Source organism: Providencia sp. wls1914, assembly GCF_009706645.1.
Taxonomy (GTDB): domain Bacteria; phylum Pseudomonadota; class Gammaproteobacteria; order Enterobacterales; family Enterobacteriaceae; genus Providencia; species Providencia zhijiangensis.
In genome coordinates this window covers 20,137-39,137 of the sequence record NZ_WLUN01000005.1, presented here as the reverse complement: position 1 = coordinate 39,137, position 19,001 = coordinate 20,137, and the positions used below count along the sequence as shown (strand labels likewise).

General features: G+C 42.1%; 14 protein-coding genes and 2 pseudogenes. 7 read left to right on the top strand and 9 right to left on the bottom strand.

What is annotated here, in order from left to right; all coding sequences use genetic code 11:
* Nucleotides 1-39: 39 nt before the first annotated feature.
* Nucleotides 40-531: a YajQ family cyclic di-GMP-binding protein gene (locus GKR74_RS04725; protein ID WP_036953882.1), complete on the top strand. Its 492-nt coding sequence runs from the start codon at nt 40-42 to the stop codon at nt 529-531.
* A gap of 76 nt (nt 532-607) precedes the next feature.
* On the opposite strand, the gene GKR74_RS04720 is transcribed toward GKR74_RS04725, so the two are convergent.
* The 9 genes and pseudogenes from GKR74_RS04720 to GKR74_RS04680 form a co-directional block, all read right to left on the bottom strand.
* Complete coding sequence (locus tag GKR74_RS04720; RefSeq protein ID WP_154602736.1) at nt 608-1,969, bottom strand: MFS transporter; 1,362 nt, start codon at nt 1,967-1,969, stop codon at nt 608-610.
* A gap of 362 nt (nt 1,970-2,331) precedes the next feature.
* On the bottom strand, nt 2,332-3,219 hold the full coding sequence (gene cyoE, locus GKR74_RS04715) for a heme o synthase (RefSeq protein WP_036953887.1): 888 nt from the start codon (nt 3,217-3,219) through the stop codon (nt 2,332-2,334).
* A gap of 12 nt (nt 3,220-3,231) precedes the next feature.
* Entirely contained in the window at nt 3,232-3,564 is a 333-nt protein-coding gene (locus GKR74_RS04710) for a cytochrome o ubiquinol oxidase subunit IV (RefSeq protein WP_006657209.1), read from the bottom strand.
* Nucleotides 3,565-4,179 (bottom strand): cytochrome o ubiquinol oxidase subunit III, encoded by a 615-nt coding sequence (locus tag GKR74_RS04705; RefSeq protein ID WP_036953890.1) that lies wholly within the window; start codon nt 4,177-4,179, stop codon nt 3,565-3,567. It lies immediately after the preceding gene.
* Entirely contained in the window at nt 4,169-6,160 is a 1,992-nt protein-coding gene (gene cyoB / locus GKR74_RS04700; RefSeq protein WP_036953892.1) for a cytochrome o ubiquinol oxidase subunit I, read from the bottom strand. Before cyoB ends, GKR74_RS04705 begins: the two co-directional genes overlap by 11 nt.
* Nucleotides 6,161-6,164: 4 nt before the next feature.
* Nucleotides 6,165-7,157 (bottom strand): cytochrome o ubiquinol oxidase subunit II, encoded by a 993-nt coding sequence (gene cyoA, locus GKR74_RS04695; RefSeq protein ID WP_036953895.1) that lies wholly within the window; start codon nt 7,155-7,157, stop codon nt 6,165-6,167.
* Between the two features lie 426 nt (nt 7,158-7,583).
* Nucleotides 7,584-8,357 (bottom strand): nucleoside-specific channel-forming Tsx family protein, encoded by a 774-nt coding sequence (locus tag GKR74_RS04690; RefSeq protein WP_154602735.1) that lies wholly within the window; start codon nt 8,355-8,357, stop codon nt 7,584-7,586.
* Between the two features lie 301 nt (nt 8,358-8,658).
* Nucleotides 8,659-10,161: pseudogene (ampG, locus tag GKR74_RS04685) on the bottom strand (muropeptide MFS transporter AmpG); the annotation flags it as partial.
* Nucleotides 10,162-10,345: 184 nt separating this feature from the next.
* Nucleotides 10,346-10,927: a YajG family lipoprotein gene (locus GKR74_RS04680; protein WP_154602733.1), complete on the bottom strand. Its 582-nt coding sequence runs from the start codon at nt 10,925-10,927 to the stop codon at nt 10,346-10,348.
* A gap of 263 nt (nt 10,928-11,190) precedes the next feature.
* Between GKR74_RS04680 and bolA the strand changes: the two genes are divergently transcribed.
* The 6 genes and pseudogenes from bolA to hupB all read left to right on the top strand — a co-directional run bounded on the left by bolA (nt 11,191) and on the right by hupB (nt 18,864).
* Nucleotides 11,191-11,529 (top strand): transcriptional regulator BolA, encoded by a 339-nt coding sequence (gene bolA / locus GKR74_RS04675; RefSeq protein ID WP_154602732.1) that lies wholly within the window; start codon nt 11,191-11,193, stop codon nt 11,527-11,529.
* 339 nt (nt 11,530-11,868) lie between these two features.
* Nucleotides 11,869-13,173: a trigger factor gene (gene tig, locus GKR74_RS04670; protein ID WP_154602731.1), complete on the top strand. Its 1,305-nt coding sequence runs from the start codon at nt 11,869-11,871 to the stop codon at nt 13,171-13,173.
* A 498-nt stretch (nt 13,174-13,671) separates the two neighbouring features.
* Nucleotides 13,672-14,292 (top strand): ATP-dependent Clp endopeptidase proteolytic subunit ClpP, encoded by a 621-nt coding sequence (clpP, locus tag GKR74_RS04665; RefSeq protein ID WP_006657219.1) that lies wholly within the window; start codon nt 13,672-13,674, stop codon nt 14,290-14,292.
* A 117-nt stretch (nt 14,293-14,409) separates the two neighbouring features.
* Nucleotides 14,410-15,687, top strand: a complete 1,278-nt coding sequence (clpX, locus tag GKR74_RS04660) for an ATP-dependent protease ATP-binding subunit ClpX (protein ID WP_006657220.1) — start codon at nt 14,410-14,412, stop codon at nt 15,685-15,687.
* A 233-nt stretch (nt 15,688-15,920) separates the two neighbouring features.
* A pseudogene (lon, locus tag GKR74_RS04655) lies at nt 15,921-18,368 on the top strand (endopeptidase La).
* Between the two features lie 220 nt (nt 18,369-18,588).
* Entirely contained in the window at nt 18,589-18,864 is a 276-nt protein-coding gene (gene hupB, locus GKR74_RS04650; RefSeq protein ID WP_181478026.1) for a nucleoid-associated protein HU-beta, read from the top strand.
* The last annotated feature ends 137 nt before the right edge of the window (nt 18,865-19,001 follow it).

Below are 19,001 nucleotides of genomic sequence, written 5' to 3'. Positions count from 1 at the left end.
AAGCTATTATAAGCCGATTGATTATAGGAGAGCGTTAAAATGCCATCATTTGATATTGTATCTGAAGTTGAAATGAGTGAAGTCCGCAATGCGGTAGAAAATGCTCAGCGCGAACTGACTAGCCGCTGGGATTTTAAAAATATCACGGCAAGCTTTGAACTGAATGATAAGAATGAGTCTATCAAAGTGACCAGTGAATCCGATTTCCAAGTTTTACAACTGCTTGATATCTTAAGAGAGAAAATGGCAAAACGGGGAATTGATGGCGCAGTGCTGAATGTCCCTGAAGATATTGTACATAGCGGTAAAACTTACAGCGTGGAAGTGACTTTAAAACAAGGCATTGAAGCGAGTATGGCGAAGAAAGTTGTTAAGCTGATTAAAGACAGCAAGTTGAAAGTGCAGGCGCAAATTCAAGGCGAACAAGTGCGTGTAACAGGTAAGGCACGAGATGATTTACAAGCTGTTATGGCGTTAGTCCGTGGCGGTAACTTAGGTCAACCATTCCAGTTTAATAACTTCCGCGACTAATTGATAAGCGTGTTTTAGTTATTGATAATAGCCCGCAATATTGCGGGCTATTTGTTAATTATAAGATTACATATGATTAAGCGTGGATAATGGCTTCAAGCTCTGCTCGGTTAACCACTTTCTTATCAATCTTGATATAAATACTCATCTCTTCAGCAATCACAACCACATCAAGCACACCGTTCATGGCTTTTAACTGTTCCTGAAGTTTGTTGATATTTTTAAAACGATGTGGAAGAACCATGCGAATACTGCTGACGTAAGGCGGTTGTTTCATGGTTAAGCTGATAGCAAACCAGATAACACAAAGCAGTAGTCCGCCGATAAATACGGTACTGGCTCCTTCAAATTTATACAACCAGCCTCCCAGAATTCCGCCTAAGGCTACCCCTAGAAATTGGCTGGTGGAGTAGACACCCATGGCCGTTCCTTTGTATCCGGCTGGAGCTTCTTTACTGATCAGGGACGGTAAAATGGCTTCCATCACGTTAAATGCAATAAAGAACAGTTGGATCCCTAAGAAGATAATCCAAAGCTGGTGACCTGATTGCCATAAAACAATTTCCGCAGCCGCTAAGAGCAAAATGCAGAACAGGAAAACTTGCTTCATTTTGCGCTGTTTTTCCGCGTAAATAATAAAAGGAAGTACGCAAACAAAGGCGACTAACATGGTGACTAAATACGCTTTCCAGTGATCTTGTGCCAAGTAACCGGCATCGGTCATGATCAAGGGTAGGGCGACAAAGCTGGACATTAGCAGAGTATGCAGACTTAAAATTCCGACATTCAGTTTGAGAAGTTGGGGATTAAGTAAAACCGCTTTTAAATTGCTTTTAACAAAAGCAGATTCACGGTTTACAACATGGTGAGTGTTATTGGGTACCACAAAGAGAGTAACGAAAATAGCACCAACGGCTAATAAGGTGATCCCCCAAAATAAGCCGCTTAGGCCAACAGCGTGGGTCACAATAGGCCCTAAAACTAAGGCGATAGCAAACGTTACACCAAAGCTAATACCTAAAAATGCCATTGCTTTTGTACGATTTTGTTCGCGGGTCAAATCCGATAACAAAGCCATAACGGCAGCAGAGATAGCACCAGCGCCCTGTAAAGCTCGACCAATAATAATGCCCCAAATAGAATCGCTTAGCGCGGCAATAACACTACCTGCAATAAAAATAAGTAGGCCAAAAACAATGAGAGGTTTACGACCAATACGGTCAGACATCAAGCCAAAAGGAATTTGAAAAATAGCTTGGCTAAGCCCATAAATACCAATCGCCAACCCAATCAAAAACTCGTTAGCGCCCTGTAAGTGCATCCCATAACTGGTGAGGATCGGGAGCACCATAAACATGCCGAGCATGCGAAGGGAGAATACGGATCCTAGTCCCCAAGTGGCACGGAGTTCTAGGTGGGTCATTTTATTATCATTCATAAAAATACTCGTTATATTTTGAGCTGTAGCGTTGTTGGCTACGCTCGCTAACCCTAGTCACGTAGTTATCTACGTTCCTAGGGATTAGCTTCACTTGCCGCCTTGCTACAACCCAAACTATTTAGAGTATTAAATCTTAATGAGTTTAAATTATTCTTTTTATTTCGGGTTGTAGCTGTTTTGGTGTTAATTTAAAGATAAATCAGTGAGTTATGTTTTTTATATAAAAGCATTGGTTTATTGATAGCAGGCGGCTATTTAACCATAAAAATCATCACAAAAATATTCGCAGACAAAGAAAAACGGCGGGAAGTTTGCACTCCCCGCCGTTTGAACGCATTTATTGTCAATGATGCAATAAATTATCGGACTAACGCTATAACAGTATCGCTTGTAACGGTTGGGTCAACTGACATCATCACACTTAGCGAGGTAATCGCTACGATAGAGAAGATGAACAGCTTACGCGCCCAAACTCGGTCGTCATTTTCGGTTTTGAAACCAGAAATTGCCATACCAAGCCACCATAAGCTAACCGCAGCGCCGACAACCAGATATTTATAGCCTGCGTATCCGCTAATCGCTAACATTAATGTTGCGACCATAAACGCAAGGATATACAAGAAGATATGAGTCTTAGCGACAGATATACCCTTGATCACCGGTAACACGGGAATGTTTGCGGCTTTGTAATCCTTAAAGCGGAAAATTGCGATGGCATATGAGTGCGGCATCTGCCACAAGCTGAAGATTAACAGCAGGATTAAGGCTCCAGCGTCAAATTCATTTGTGACAGCGCAGTAGCCGATAACCGGTGGTGCTGCGCCAGATAGGCTGCCAATCAACGTGCCATAAACAGACTTACGCTTCATGTACAGGCTATACACGCCCACGTACACAATGAAACCAATGAGTGCAAGGAGCATTGCCAGAGCATTGGCTGCTACGAGTAGCAGCACCATGCCAGCAATACCTAATGCAGCAGCGTAAATCAGGCTAACTTTCGGGTCAATCAGCCCTTTAACTAAAGGGCGATTCTTAGTTCTTTCCATGATACGGTCAATATCACGGTCGATGTAGTTGTTAAATACACAACCAGAAGCCACGACCAATGATACACCCAGCAAAGTCGCAATAAACAGCGGGTAGTCAATTGACCCTTTAGAGGCCAGCAGAAAACCGCCGATCACAGAAATCAGATTTCCGAATATAATTCCTGGTTTGGTCACTTGCAGGTATTGCTTAAACATATCGGCAACTCTTTAGTCGAGCATCATATTGATGTTCAGGTTGTACATAATCCACAGAGAGCCAATAACAACGATACCGATGATTAGCATAGTGAACAGGAATGCAATCAGGTTCCAGCGCTCATCTGATGATGTATTCATGTGTAAGAAACAAACAAGGTGTACAAGGATTTGCACAACAGCCATTCCAACAACAGTTGCTAGAATAACGCCTTGTGAAGCTGTTCCATTCATCACCATCCAGAAAGGAATTACAGTCAGGATAACTGACAGAATAAAGCCAATCAGGTATGTCTTAACGCTACCGTGGCTTGCTCCAGTATGAGCATCTTTTGCATGACTCATTTAAATAGCCCCCAGAAGATAAACAACGGTAAATACACAGATCCAAACAACATCTAAGAAGTGCCAGAACAGGCTCAGGCAGTTCAGACGGGTTTTGTTAACCGCAGTCAGACCACGACGACAGTTTTGGATAATCATCAGAATGATCCAAACCAGACCACAAGTTACGTGGATACCGTGAGTCGCAACTAATGCGAAGAAAGCAGATAAGAAACCACTGCGATCTGGGCCGTAGCCTTCAGCGATCAGTTCGTGGAACTCATAAACTTCCATAACAACGAAGCCAAGACCAAATAAGAAAGTAATGAACAGCCATAAGTTAACGGCAGCGACTTTCTCTTTGTGCATTGCAATCATTGCAAAACCGTAGGTGATACTACTGAATAACAGTAAGAATGTTTCACCTAATACGAACTGCAAACTAAAGATGTCTTTACCAGCAGGACCGCCAGCAGTGCCATCAGATAAAACCACGTAAGTTGCAAACAAGCTAGCAAACAGGATCAGGTCACTCATTAAGTAGATCCAGAATCCGAATACTTTGGTTGCACCCGCATCGTGGTGCCCATGCTCTGCATGGGCTACATTATGATTAGTCATTGTATTAGTTGACATCGTTCACACCTGCCTTACGTAATTCTTCAAAGTGCTTATTCTCGATTTGTTCGATTTCAGCCACAGGTACGTAGTAATCAACATCTTCGTCGAAGCTTTTTGCAATCCAAGTAACAATCATGCCACCGAAACCAACGATTGCCAGCCACCAGATGTGCCAGATCATTGCGAAACCAAAAATCAAGCTAAATGCAGCGATGATTACGCCAGCGCCTGTATTTTTCGGCATATGAATTTCTTCATATGAAGTAGGTTTCTTATGAGCGATACCTTTCTCTTTCATATCCCACCAAGCATCGCGAGTTTGAATCTGTGGTTCAACAGCGAAGTTGTAGAATGGTGCCGGAGAAGAAGTTGCCCACTCCAGAGTACGTCCACCCCATGGGTCACCGGTTAAATCACGGTTTTCATGGCGGTCACGGATACTCACGATAATTTGGATAACTTGGCAAGCAATACCCAGAGCAATCAGACCAGCACCACACGCAGCTGCAACCAGCATACCGTGATAGGTTGGGTCAATATTTTGGCTCAGACGACGGGTCATACCCATAAAGCCAAGGATATATAACGGCATGAATGCTAAGAAGAAACCAGTGATCCAGAACCAGAAGGCACGAACACCCCATTTCTCATTCAGCGTGAAACCGTAAGCTTTCGGGAACCAGTAAGTCATACCAGCGAAGCATCCGAATACCACACCACCGATAATAACGTTATGGAAGTGAGCAATCAGGAACAGGCTGTTGTGCAGAACGAAGTTCGCACCTGGAACCGCTAACAGAACACCAGTCATACCACCCACAGAGAAGGTGATGATAAAACCGATAGTCCATAACATTGGTGATTTGAACTCGATACGACCTTGGTACATGGTGAACAGCCAGTTGAAAATCTTAACCCCTGTAGGGATTGCGATAATCATCGTAGCGATACCAAAGAAGGCGTTAACGTTCGCACCTGAACCCATCGTAAAGAAGTGGTGTAACCAAACGATGAAGGACATAACGGTGATAACGATGGTTGCCCACACTAGTGAGGTATAACCAAACAGACGCTTTTTCGAGAAGGTTGCTGCAATTTCTGAGAACACACCGAACACTGGTAGAACAAGGATATACACCTCAGGGTGACCCCATGCCCAAATCAGGTTGATGTACATCATCATGTTGCCGCCCATATCGTTAGTGAAGAAATGGGTGCCCAGATAACGGTCTAATGTCAGTAACGTGATGGTCACTGTCAGAATTGGGAATGCTGCAATAATCAGGATGTTGGTACAGAATGCTGCCCAGCTAAATACTGGCATTTTCATCATCGACATACCCGGTGCACGCATACGGATAATGGTCGCGAAGAAGTTAACACCTGTTAATAGCGTACCGATACCGGATATCTGGAGACTCCATATCCAATAATCGACCCCGACCCCCGGGTTGTACTCCAAGCCGGACAGAGGAGGGTATGCTAACCAACCAGTTTGTGCGAATTCACCTACCCCTAATGAGATGTTGATTAACACAACACCCACTACGAAGAACCAGAAGCTCAGGGAGTTAAGGAATGGGAATGCAACGTCACGGGCACCAATTTGCAGAGGAACAACTAAGTTCATCAAACCAACAACAAATGGAGTTGCCATGAAGAAAATCATGATAACGCCGTGCGCTGTAAAGATTTGATCATAGTGGTGAGGGTTTAAGAAACCTTCTTGACCCGCTGAAGCCAGCACTTGCTGACCACGCATCATGATAGCATCCGCGAATCCACGGAATAACATCACCATCGCAACGATGATGTACATAATACCAATTTTTTTGTGGTCAACAGAGGTTAACCACTCTTTCCACAGCCATTTCCACTTTCCGAAATAGGTGATTGCACCGACTAAGCCAAGTCCACCGAGGACAATGGCAATCAGCGTAATAACGATAATCGGTTCATGAAGTGGAACTGCGTCCAGTGTTAATTTTCCAAACATGCCCTTATTCCTCAGCGCCTGCATGAGCATTATGGCTCATATGCATTGAATGACCTGTAGATTCTTGCGCTTGAGCAGTGTTGCCCATGTGCATAGAATGATTTGCTTCATTATTAGCATCTACAGGAGCGTGACCTTTATGGTGCTCATGACCAAACTTCATAATGATGTCTTCATAAAGTTTAGGTTTCACGCTAGAGAAGTAGGTAACAGGAACGTTCATGCTAGGTTTAGCAACTTCGTCGAATGCCTGCATCGTATCCATAGTTTTTGGTGATGCTTTTACTTTCTGTACCCACTCATCGAAGCCTTGGCGATCTGCTGTTGCAATAGCATTGAACTTCATATCTGAGAACCCGTGACCGCTATAGCTTGCTGAGAAGCCTTTATAGGTACCTGGTTCGTTAGCGATTAAGTGAAGTTTTGTCTGCATACCCGCCATCGCGTAGATCTGTCCACCTAAAGATGGGATGAAGAATGAGTTCATCACAGAATCAGACGTGATTTTGAAGTTTACAGGAACACCAGTAGGGAATGCGATTTCATTGACTGTAGCAATGCCTTGATCTGGATAGATAAAAATCCATTTCCAGTCAGCTGAAATAACTTGAATGGTGACAGGTTCCTGATCACTAACTAATGGCTGATACGGGTCCAGCTCATGAGTCGTTTTCCAAGTGATAGCACCCAGAATAATGATAATAATGATAGGAACTGTCCAGCAGACTAACTCAATTTTGTTAGAGTGAGCCCAGTTAGGACGGTAGGTAGCTGACTTATTGGACTCACGATATTTTACAGCGAAGATAATCGCCATGAAAATAACAGGAATCACAACAAGGAGCATCAAACCAATTGCAATAAGAATCAGTTCTTTTTGTTTTACGCCAACGGCGCCTTTCGGATCCATCAACACCATATCACAACCGCCTAATAATAAGGCTGCTGCAACAAGTGAGATTGCTCCAATGCTTTTTTTGTAGTTCATAAGTCTCATCCACGACCCCAAATGACAAGAATCTAATTGTCGTTTCATCAGTGCGGGCATTTTACGGTAAGGTTGTGCGAGTGTAAATGATTGTAAGGTAAAGAAACGGAAATGTTAGCTCTTTATGTTAATATGATCACATGTAAAGCTTTTGCTTCTAAAAAGTTAAAATTGCTGCTAATTATAGGTATGTTTTGATAAAACAGTATGAATACTAAATTATCTTGGTAATTTTTCAAAGAAAAATATATACAAAATTGACAAAAAAATGTGGAAACTGCTTGGATTGTTAAGAATTTGAGTAGGGGAAATTACTGATTATATTGCCGATAAAGTTAAATTGGCTACTTTACCGGCAAAATAATAAAGAAAAATTGTTACATTTTTGAAACTAAAGGAAATATGTTAAAAAAATAAACAATATTTCCTTAGTCACTAGAAGTTATACTTTAATGTATAAATGATTGCATCTTGGTAGAAATCATCACCTAACTTATTGTCAGCATAACGATATTGAACACCCGCAGCTAAATTTGGCGTGGCGTTCCACCAGAAAGCTAATGCGCCATTCACGCCATCACGCCCACCGTTGCCATAACGCTCATGACGTGCAAATTCCATTTCATGCCAGTTAGTGATCATGAAATCTTCTTGGAACATTTTGAAGTTATAACCAGCAACCCAACCAACTACATAGCCGTTATTACCAGAATAATAGGTTTGGTCAACATAGTGTAAAGCCACGAAAGGCTTGAACCACAGATCACCAATCGAGGTGTTATAACCAATACCATACAGTGTGTTGACTTCGTGGAAGTTGCCACCGTGTTTGTCACCCGGTAAAGACCAAGTGCCATAAACGTGGCCGTATAAGTTGAATCCAGTATCTGCGATATAGACTCGAGCTGTTGTTTTCAGTGTATAACGCTGGTTTTTGCCCGGATCTTCATGCTGTTTATTAAATGGGTTTTCAACATCAAAGAAACCATATAATTCACCCCAATTGAAATTAGCGCCACCTTCTAACTCGAAGTAAGCGAAATCTTCCTTATGGGTTGTATTTTTAGATTTATTTTCTGTATGACGGGACCAGTCGAGATAGTTCACGTTGATATCTGCGAAACCATTCTGATACCCAAGAAAATTTTCAGCATTCGCGGTTCCTGTCAATGATGCTAGAGCAGCAGCACAGAGTAGTGTTTTTTTCATAAGACATTATTTTCGTTTATGTATTAATAAAAATTAGTTGTTACGCAAATTTTTAGCTTGTCAACTAACCATCCTCAAACATGTGAGATATTAAGCTTTCAATTTGTAATTAAAAAATCCATTTCAGAGAATGGGTGATCAAAATCACGTTTTTATCAATCTTTAAGCGATATTTGCTAGAGAGATCTAATTTGATAAAAAAGGAGAGATTCCCCAAATTAATTAGTTTAACTTGGGGAGGTTGTGAATTTGATAGAATGGAAATCAACCTGAAGTATCAGATGGGCTTATGTTTTATGGCTTTGCGGACAGCGAGGAAGTCGAGGGTTCCACCAACAATAAGGCTGATAGCGCCAATGGCTATGCCTATGTTAAATATGAGATTCTGATAAGTCGGGAGCGCTAACCACAGGGATATATGGGAAGTAAACAAGTAAACTTTCACCCCTGCAAATGATGTGATTAGTAAACTAATTAACCAAACTGCCAGGATAGATGCTGCTGCCATTAGCGCATAAACCGCGATTTTATATTCTCGAGGGAAAAACTCTCTGCGTTGAAACTCTCCCGTATCTTGGGTGTATAACAACGAAGTTCGGCAAGCGAGTAACAATAAAACCCCCGGTACTGCAACACCAATGGAAATTAAGTAGAACATTGGCCAGCCATAGGTACTGACAAAAATACTTGCGACGGGACCGATATAGACACGGCCTACAGCGGATAATGCTGAAAGCAAGGCAAATTGGGTGGCCGATAAAGACTTATTACATAAGGTCATTAACAAGGCGACAAATGCCGCAGTTCCCATTCCTGAAAAGATATTTTCGAGGAAGATAATGGATCCCATGCTGATAATATTTGGCGGTGTTACTGCAAGGAACCAGTAGCCAATATTCGAACCACCTTGGAGAACACCGAAGACGAATAATGCTTTAAATAGGCTCATATTTTTCATCAGATACCCCCCAAATAGGGCTCCGATGATTGTCGCCGCCATACCAACGGTTTTATTTACTGTACCCACCTCGCTTAAACTAAAGCCAAGAGCATTGAGTAAAAAGTTAGTATTTAGCGCCATAACGAAAGCATCTCCCATCTTATAAAAGATGAGAAGCAACAAAATCAGCCATGCGTTATTTCGGCTAAAAAACTCGGCAAGCGGTTCATAAATAGCATCTTTTAACGAAGTTGGTGGGGCGGTATTTTCTTGAGGCTCTTTCGCAAAAAGTGTTGCGAATATCCCTATAAACATCAGAGCAGCCATGACTAAGTAAAGCTGTTGCCACGTTAAGAATTTATCAGCAAGCCAAAGAGCTAATCCCCCAGAAACCAGCATACTGATGCGATAGCCCATGACAGATGTTGCTGCACCAATACCTCGCTCTTCTGCGCTTAATAAATCTGTTTTATAGGCATCAAAGACAATATCTTGGGATGCGGAACAGAAGGCTACAGTGACTGCTAGTGCAGCTAACCACCAAAGATGTTCCGACGGGTTCATAAAACTCATGCCTGCAATGCTAATAACAAGCAAAATTTGTGTTGTTAACAACCATCCTCTGCGACGCCCTAAAAATGGAGGCGTATAGCGATCCATCATGGGGGACCATAGAAATTTTAAAACGTAGGCCTGACCGACGAGAGAAAAGAAACCGATGGTTTTAATGTCAATTTTTTCAACGGTTAACCAAGCTTGTAATGTTCCAGCGGTTAATGCCAAGGGCAACCCTGAGACGAATCCCAGTAAAATTAAGGTAACATTATTGGGCAGTGTAAATCTGGGCAGTGTAAAACGTGGCATTATTCCCTCATCGCCTGATGCTGGTGTATTACGTTGCGCGAAGAATGGCGCAGTAGAAAGATAAAACAACCCAAGCTATTAGTATTAAAGAAATAACTTGGGTTCGTAGGAGAAAGCAGACAGCTTTTGGCTAATCTCTGATGAACCAGAATGATATTAGTATGAAATCATTCTTGATACGCGATTAATATCGTGAATTTTGTCTGATAAAATCGGCCAGTTCTTGGTCTTTCGCCATATCTGAAATTAAATCACTTAAAGCAAGGTTAATCGCCGCAGCAATTTTCTCATTAGTTGCGCCTAATGCTCCTTGGGTATTGTAATTACGGCTATAAGTCCGGCTTTTGGTTGAACCATTTGGCGCGGTAGCATTAACGACAACGCTGGAATTAACCGTAATATTATGACGTAAACTTCCTTCGCTCACTTGCGTGTTCAATTTGTTTAATTGAACCACTAAGTTGATATTGGCGGGAGAAGTCACCATGAAACCACGAGCGGCCATCTGCTTTTCTACCGCTTCTTGCATTAGGTAACGCGGATCGCGAGAGGGATTAAGTACCTCTAAAGTGCCATTTCGATTAATTTCAGCCAATGAGCGATTTGTACGGTTATCAACGCTACTCACGCTAATTGAAGTCGCATTGAGTGTCGGGTTCTTGGCAGGTAATGCAATCTTAGGTTCGAGGGACAGCGTATTAGACGGTGCAGTACAGCCCGCTAATAGAAATAACGCAAAAAGTGGAAAACACAGTTTTCTTAACATAATTCTTCCCAGTTCATCTTTCCTAATTGAAAATGTTCCGTTATGGTTCGGGGTGCAACAACTCACACTATTAGACAACAGTTTGAGAAAAAATTCGCATAAATGTGCAGTTGATGAACATTTTGTATTCCCAGACCATAGTTTCAATAATGTAGATGCTATTATCCGCTATTTCTATAATAAGAAGATAGTTGCCAGCAGCGTGATTGGGTGATTTTTTTTCAAATGTGCCGCCGCATTTTTTAATTAATTTAGGAGTCTCTATGGAGGCCAATATGCCACAAACTATGCAGTCTCGCGTGAGTGAAAAGCTACAGTTTGCATTTGAACCTGAACATATGGAGGTGATTAATGAAAGTCATCAACATAATGTGTTACCTGGTTCAGAGAGCCATTTCAAAGTGGTTTTAGTCAGTGATAAATTTGAAAACAAACGTATGATTGGTCGTCACCGTGAAATTTATGCTATTTTGGCTGACGAGCTTGCAGGTGGGATCCATGCTTTAGCTTTACACACTTATACTCCGAAAGAGTGGGATGAATTAGCGAGTACAGCGCTAAAATCGCCTGCTTGTCGTGGTGTTGGTGGTGTGAATCGCTAATCAAATGTCTTGATGACACATGAATATCAATAGTGTGTTTATCGAGTTGCTGTAAGTGAGCGTTTTTTCCTCAATTTGAGAGAGAAAAATGAATTTTTAGTCAGAAAAGTCACAAATAAAGAGGAATGATCGCTTCTTTTATCGGCTTTTCTCGACTCAGGGCGCATGCATCGGTATAATGCTGCGTCTAATTTTCAGTAAGGTTTCGGGACGCTTCTGATATCAGGGATGACCGTTATGAAAGTAACGCCCCCGGTTCTGGAAGGGAGATTGCCATTATGATTTAATGGCATAACTCTGGAGTAGACCGATCACTAAGATTTATTTTGAGGTAAGAAGATGCAAGTTTCTGTTGAAACGACTCAAGGCCTTGGGCGTCGTGTAACAATCACCGTTCCTGCCACTGATATTGAAAAAGCGCTGAATAGCGAGCTGGTTAACGTTGCTAAGAAAGTCCGTGTTGATGGCTTCCGTAAAGGGAAAGTACCAATGCATATCGTTAAACAACGTTACGGTGCGTCTGTAATGCAAGACGTTCTGGGCGATGTTATGCAACGTAACTTTATCAATGCAATCATTGAACAAAAAATCAACCCAGCTGGCGCGCCAAGCTACAAGCCAGAAATGTTCGAAGACGGTAAAGACTTCGTTTACGCGGTTGAGTTCGAAGTGTACCCAGAAATCGAATTAAAAGGTTTTGAAACTATCGAAGTTGAAAAACCAGCAGTAACCGTGAAAGACGAAGACCTCAACGACATGCTGGAAACTCTGCGCAAGCAACAAGCACAGTGGAAAGAAGTTGAAGATGCAGCGGCTGCTGATTCACGTATCACTATTAACTTCACAGGTTCTATCGACGGTGAAGAATTCGAAGGTGGTAAAGCTGAAGACTTCGCACTGGTTATGGGCGAAGGTCGTATGATCCCAGGCTTCGAAGAAGGCGTTGTTGGTCATAAAGCGGGTGAAGAATTCGATATCGAAGTTAACTTCCCAGAAGATTACCATGCAGAAAACCTGAAAGGTAAAGCGGCTAAGTTTGCTATCGTTCTGAAGAAAGTTGAACAACGTGAACTGCCAGAATTTACTGAAGAATTCGTTAAGCGTTTCGGTATCGCTGACGGTTCAGTAGACGGTCTGCGTGCAGAAGTTCGTAAAAACATGGAACGTGAGCTGAAAAATGCAGTTCGTAACCGTGTTAAAGCGCAAGTTCTGGACGGTCTGGTTAACGCTAACGAAATCGAAGTCCCAGCAGCAGTTGTTGATGGTGAAATCGATGTTCTGCGTCGTCAAGCTGCGCAGCGTTTTGGTGGCAACGAAAAACAAGCGATGGAATTACCACGTGAACTGTTCGAAGAACAAGCTAAACGTCGCGTAATTGTTGGTCTGCTGTTAGGCGAAGTTATCCGTACTAACGAGCTGAAAGCTGACGAAGATCGCGTTAAAGCGCTGATCGAAGACATGGCTTCTGCTTACGAAGATCCATCAGAAGTTATCGAATACTACAGCAAAAATGAAGAGCTGATGAACAGTGTTCGTAACTTAGCATTAGAAGAGCAAGCTGTAGAAACTATTCTGGCAGCGGCGAAAGTAACTGAAAAAGAAACTAATTTCACTGAGCTGATGAACCAAGTTCAAGCTGGTTAATTTTTCTTTTTAGCAGTACAAAGCAAAACCCGTGGTGTTTCACTGCGGGTTTTTTGTCAATTAGCGTCGTAATATTTAGACTTTGTGCAAATCATCTTGAAAATTACATTTAAACCCTAATTATAATAAGAGTCATCAAGATATCGTTCGCTAGATGATGTTGGGATTTTTGTGTGGAACACATTTTTCGACAGTATAAAACCGTGTAACTAGATAGACTTGTGTTAAACTCTTTAACAGAGCATCTTGCCTACCGCAGTGTTTTCAACTGTATTCTGGCTTAATTCTTTAGCGACTTTTTAACCAATATTTTAAAAAGTGACTAAAATAATGAAGTAAGCGAAGAGCATAAGCAGGCAGACACAACTAACTTCGAAAGAGTGTTTTTTAGAAATATTGTTTTTGAGAAATATTGTTTGTAGCACGATCCCTGCCCAAAATGGCGGACAGACAGCAAATTAGGCGCAAGCACCAGAAAGTTTTTAATAGGAGATTTCGATGTCACATTTTGGCGGTCAGGAGCAGTTAGCATCCCAAATGGCACTTGTGCCAATGGTTATCGAGCAAACCTCTCGAGGTGAGCGCTCATATGATATTTATTCACGTCTCTTAAAAGAACGTATTATCTTCCTAACCGGTCAGGTTGAAGATCATATGGCGAACTTAATTGTCGCTCAAATGCTATTTCTTGAAGCAGAAAACCCAGAAAAAGATATTCAACTTTATATCAACTCACCGGGCGGTGTGATCACTGCTGGGATGTCAATCTACGACACCATGCAGTTTATCAAACCTGATGTGAGCACTATCTGTATGGGACAAGCGTGCTCAATGGGTGCGTTTTTATTAACCGCAGGTACAAAAGGTAAACGTTTCTGCTTACCAAACTCTCGCGTCATGATCCACCAACCATTAGGTGGCTATCAAGGACAAGCGACAGACATTGAAATTCACGCTCAAGAAATCTTGAAAGTGAAATCGCGTATGAATGAATTGATGGCCCAACATACTGGGAAATCCATCGAAGAAATTAGTCGCGACACAGAGCGTGACCGTTTCTTATCAGCAAATGAAGCTAAAGAATATGGTCTAGTTGATCATATTTATACCAGCCGTTAATTTGCGAATATTTTGATATAATTAATTTATATCTTAAAGGTTTTGAAAATTTCTTGCCTTGTTTTACTGCGTAAGCCTGATAAAACAAGGCATTATAAATATAAGTGAGGTCTACTGATGACAGATAAACGCAAAGAGGGGGCAGGTAAATTGCTGTACTGTTCTTTCTGCGGAAAAAGTCAGCATGAAGTGCGTAAGCTGATTGCCGGTCCGTCAGTCTATATTTGTGATGAATGCGTGGATTTATGCCTCGACATCATCCGTGAAGAGATCAAAGAACTGGCTCCGCATCGCGAGCGTAGTGAATTGCCAACTCCCCACGAAATCAGACAACATCTTGACGACTACGTTATTGGTCAAGAAAAAGCGAAAAAAGTGTTAGCGGTTGCTGTTTATAACCACTACAAACGTCTACGTAATGGCGATAAAACCAGCGATGGTGTTGAATTAGGTAAAAGTAACATTCTGCTCATTGGCCCGACGGGTAGTGGTAAAACGTTACTAGCAGAAACGTTAGCTCGCTATTTAGATGTGCCATTCACTATGGCGGATGCGACCACATTAACTGAAGCGGGTTACGTGGGTGAAGACGTTGAAAATATCATCCAGAAGCTGCTACAAAAATGCGATTATGATGTTGAGAAAGCTCAGCGCGGTATCGTCTATATCGATGAAATTGATAAAATTTCTCGTAAATCCGATAACCCATCCATCACGCGTGACGTATCAGGTGAAGGGGTGCAGCAAGCATTACTGAAACTGATTGAAGGCACCGTAGCTGCGGTTCCGCCACAAGGTGGTCGTAAGCATCCACAGCAAGAGTTTTTACAGGTTGATACCTCGAAAATTCTGTTTATCTGTGGTGGTGCATTTGCAGGGTTGGATAAAGTTATTGGCCAGCGTCTGAATACACGTTCAGGTATTGGTTTTGCGGCGCAAGTGAAAGGCGAATCTGAGAAGGCAACTGAAGGTGAATTACTCACTCAAGCGGAGCCTGAAGATCTCATCAAATTTGGCTTGATCCCAGAGTTTATCGGTCGTCTACCTGTGGTTGCCACATTGACTGAACTGAGTGAAGAAGCACTGATTCAAATCTTAAAAGAGCCGAAAAACGCATTGACTAAACAGTATCAAGCTCTGTTTAACCTTGAAGGCACTGAATTAGAGTTTCGTGAAGAAGCATTAACGGCGATAGCGAAAAAAGCGATGGCGCGTAAAACCGGTGCTCGTGGCTTACGTTCGATCGTCGAAGCTGCTCTACTTAATACCATGTACGATCTACCTTCAATGAGTGATGTTGAAAAAGTGGTTGTAGATGAAAATGTGATTAATGAACAGTCAGAACCGCTGTTAATCTACAGCAAACCAGATGCTCAAGCCTCTGGCGATAATTAATTTCTTGTCTGTGTTCAATAAGTAATCAAATAAAATGAGGGGTAACCCTCATTTTGTTTTTTATGCTTAACTAACCATTGAATGCTAAAATCTTGTCCCCATATAGTTTATATTCTTAGTTGTGGTTTCCTTATTTTGAAAGAACGCTGTTTATATCGCAGTGTTTTACAAGAATTTTTTCTGTTATAAGCAGAAACCCTTAACTGGCGTGTGCTAAACGAAGAGAGAGCTTTATGAATCCAGAGCGTTCCGAACGCATTGAAATACCAGTATTGCCTCTGCGTGATGTAGTGGTGTACCCACATATGGTGATCCCACTGTTTGTTGGACGTGAAAAATCCATTCACAGTCTGGAAGCAGCAATGGATCATGATAAGCAAGTGATGCTGGTTGCGCAAAAAGAAGCCTCAACCGATGAACCTGGGGTGAATGATCTATTTACTGTTGGGACAATTGCGTCTGTGATTCAGATGCTGAAACTACCTGATGGTACCGTTAAAGTGTTAGTTGAAGGACTACGTCGTGCTCGTATTACTAGCCTGACTGATAACGGCGAGTATTTCTTAGCACAAGCTGAATACCTAGCGAATGATGGTGCGAAAGCGGCTATCTACGATGACGCATCAAAAGTACCTAGCACTGCAGAATTGGTTGATGAAAAAGAGCAAGAAGTTTTATATCGCACTATCGTCAGCCAGTTCGAAAGCTACATCAAACTGAACAAAAAAATTCCACCTGAAGTTCTGACTTCACTGCATGCGATTGAGCAAGACCAGCTAGATAAACTGGCTGATACGATTGCTTCACATATGCCGTTAAAGCTGGCAGACAAACAGCGCGTTTTAGAAATGGCAAACATTGCTGAGCGTGTTGAGTTCCTGATGGCAATGATGGAATCAGAAACTGAGTTACTGCAAGTTGAAAAACGCATTCGTAACCGCGTGAAAAAACAGATGGAAAAAAGCCAGCGCGAGTACTATTTGAATGAGCAAATGAAAGCGATTCAAAAAGAACTTGGCGAAATGGATGATGCTCCAGATGAAAACGAATCGCTGAAACGTAAAATCGAAGAAGCGAAAATGCCAAAAGAGGCACAAGAAAAAGCCGAAGCTGAATTGCAGAAGCTGAAAATGATGTCTCCAATGTCAGCTGAAGCGACTGTGGTTCGTAGCTACATTGACTGGATGGTTCAGGTTCCGTGGCATAAGCGCAGCAAAGTCAAAAAAGATTTAGTGAAAGCGCAAGAAGTGCTCGACACAGACCACTATGGCTTAGAGCGCGTTAAAGATCGTATCCTTGAATACCTCGCGGTTCAAAGCCGTGTTAGTAAAATCAAAGGGCCAATCTTATGCTTAGTCGGGCCTCCAGGGGTTGGTAAAACGTCTCTGGGACAATCTATCGCGAAAGCTACAGGGCGTGAATATACCCGTATGGCTCTGGGTGGGGTTCGTGACGAAGCAGAAATCCGTGGTCACCGCCGCACTTATATTGGTTCAATGCCGGGTAAACTTATCCAGAAAATGGCGAAAGTTGGGGTTAAAAACCCACTATTTTTACTGGATGAAATCGACAAAATGTCTTCAGACATGCGTGGGGATCCTGCATCAGCACTGTTAGAAGTGTTAGATCCAGAGCAAAACGTTGCATTCAACGACCATTATCTGGAAGTTGATTATGACCTGTCTGACGTGATGTTCGTGGCGACATCGAACTCGATGAATATCCCTGCACCATTATTAGACCGTATGGAAGTGATCCGTCTGTCTGGTTATACCGAAGACGAAAAACTGAATATTGCTAAGAGACATTTACTATCTAAGCAAATCGAGCGTAATGCCTTGAAAAAAGGTGAATTATCTATCGATGATGGCGCAATTATGAGCATCATTCGTTACTACACTCGTGAAGCTGGTGTGCGTGGATTAGAACGTGAAATTTCTAAACTGTGCCGTAAAGCAGTGAAAGCGCTGCTGATGGATAAAAAACTGAAGCATATTGAGATCACGGCAGATAATCTGAAAGATTACTTAGGTGTTCGTCGCTTTGACTACGGTCATGCTGATACCGAAAACCGTGTAGGGCAAGTGACTGGCTTAGCATGGACAGAAGTGGGCGGTGATCTACTGACCATCGAAACTGCCTGTGTACCGGGTAAAGGTAAATTAACTTACACCGGTTCTCTGGGTGAAGTGATGCAAGAGTCAATCCAAACTGCACTGACAGTGGTACGCGCTCGTGCAGAAAAACTGGGTATCAATGGTGACTTCTATGAAAAACGTGATATTCACGTTCACGTACCAGAAGGTGCAACACCGAAAGATGGCCCAAGTGCGGGTATCGCAATGTCAACGGCACTGGTTTCTTGCTTAACAGGTAACCCTGTAAAAGCGGATGTGGCGATGACCGGTGAAATTACGTTACGCGGGTTAGTATTACCAATTGGCGGGTTGAAAGAAAAGTTACTGGCAGCACATCGTGGTGGTATTAAAACAGTTCTTATCCCTGATGATAACAAACGTGATTTAGAAGAAATCCCTCAGAATGTGATTGCTGATTTGCAAATCCATCCTGTTAAGACAATTGAAGAAGTCCTCTCATTAGCATTAGTCAATCCTCCTTTTGGGGCTGAAGTGGTCCAAAAGAAAGCTAAAAGAGTGAGCTGAATCAAGAAGTTTGTATAAAATTAAGGCTGACAGCTAATTTAGGGCTTGTCAGTCTTTTTTTTCGTCGCTACTTTAGCGAAGATTCTGATAATGGTTAGCGTGCTATCTGTTTTCTTGCCATTAATATTCAGGATTGATATAACGGCTGCATCATTAATTAACTATACTTAGTAATGTTAACTATACTGTAGTTGGTTAATTAACCGATAAAGTCAAAACTAATATGGGGATGATAATAGTGAATAAGTCTCAACTGATTGAAAAAATCGCTGCAGAAGCGAATATTTCTAAAGCCGCAGCAGGTCGCGTAGTCGACGCTTTCGTTGCTTCTGTAACGAAATCTCTGAGCAAAGGTGATGATGTTACTTTAGTTGGTTTTGGTACTTTTAATGTACGTCAACGCGCAGCACGTACAGGTCGTAACCCGCAGACAGGTAAAGAAATTAAAATCGCTGCGGCAAAAGTTCCTGCATTCCGTGCAGGCAAAGGTCTTAAAGACGCTGTTAACGGTTAATTGAGTTTAGTTTCGTCTTTCACGCATTTTTGCGAAAACTCAAACTGACGTAATGTCTTTAATCAGCTAATATATAAGCGCGCCATGGAAATGGAGCGCTTTTTTTTCTATCTGAGTTAAAATTAGCGTAATATTAA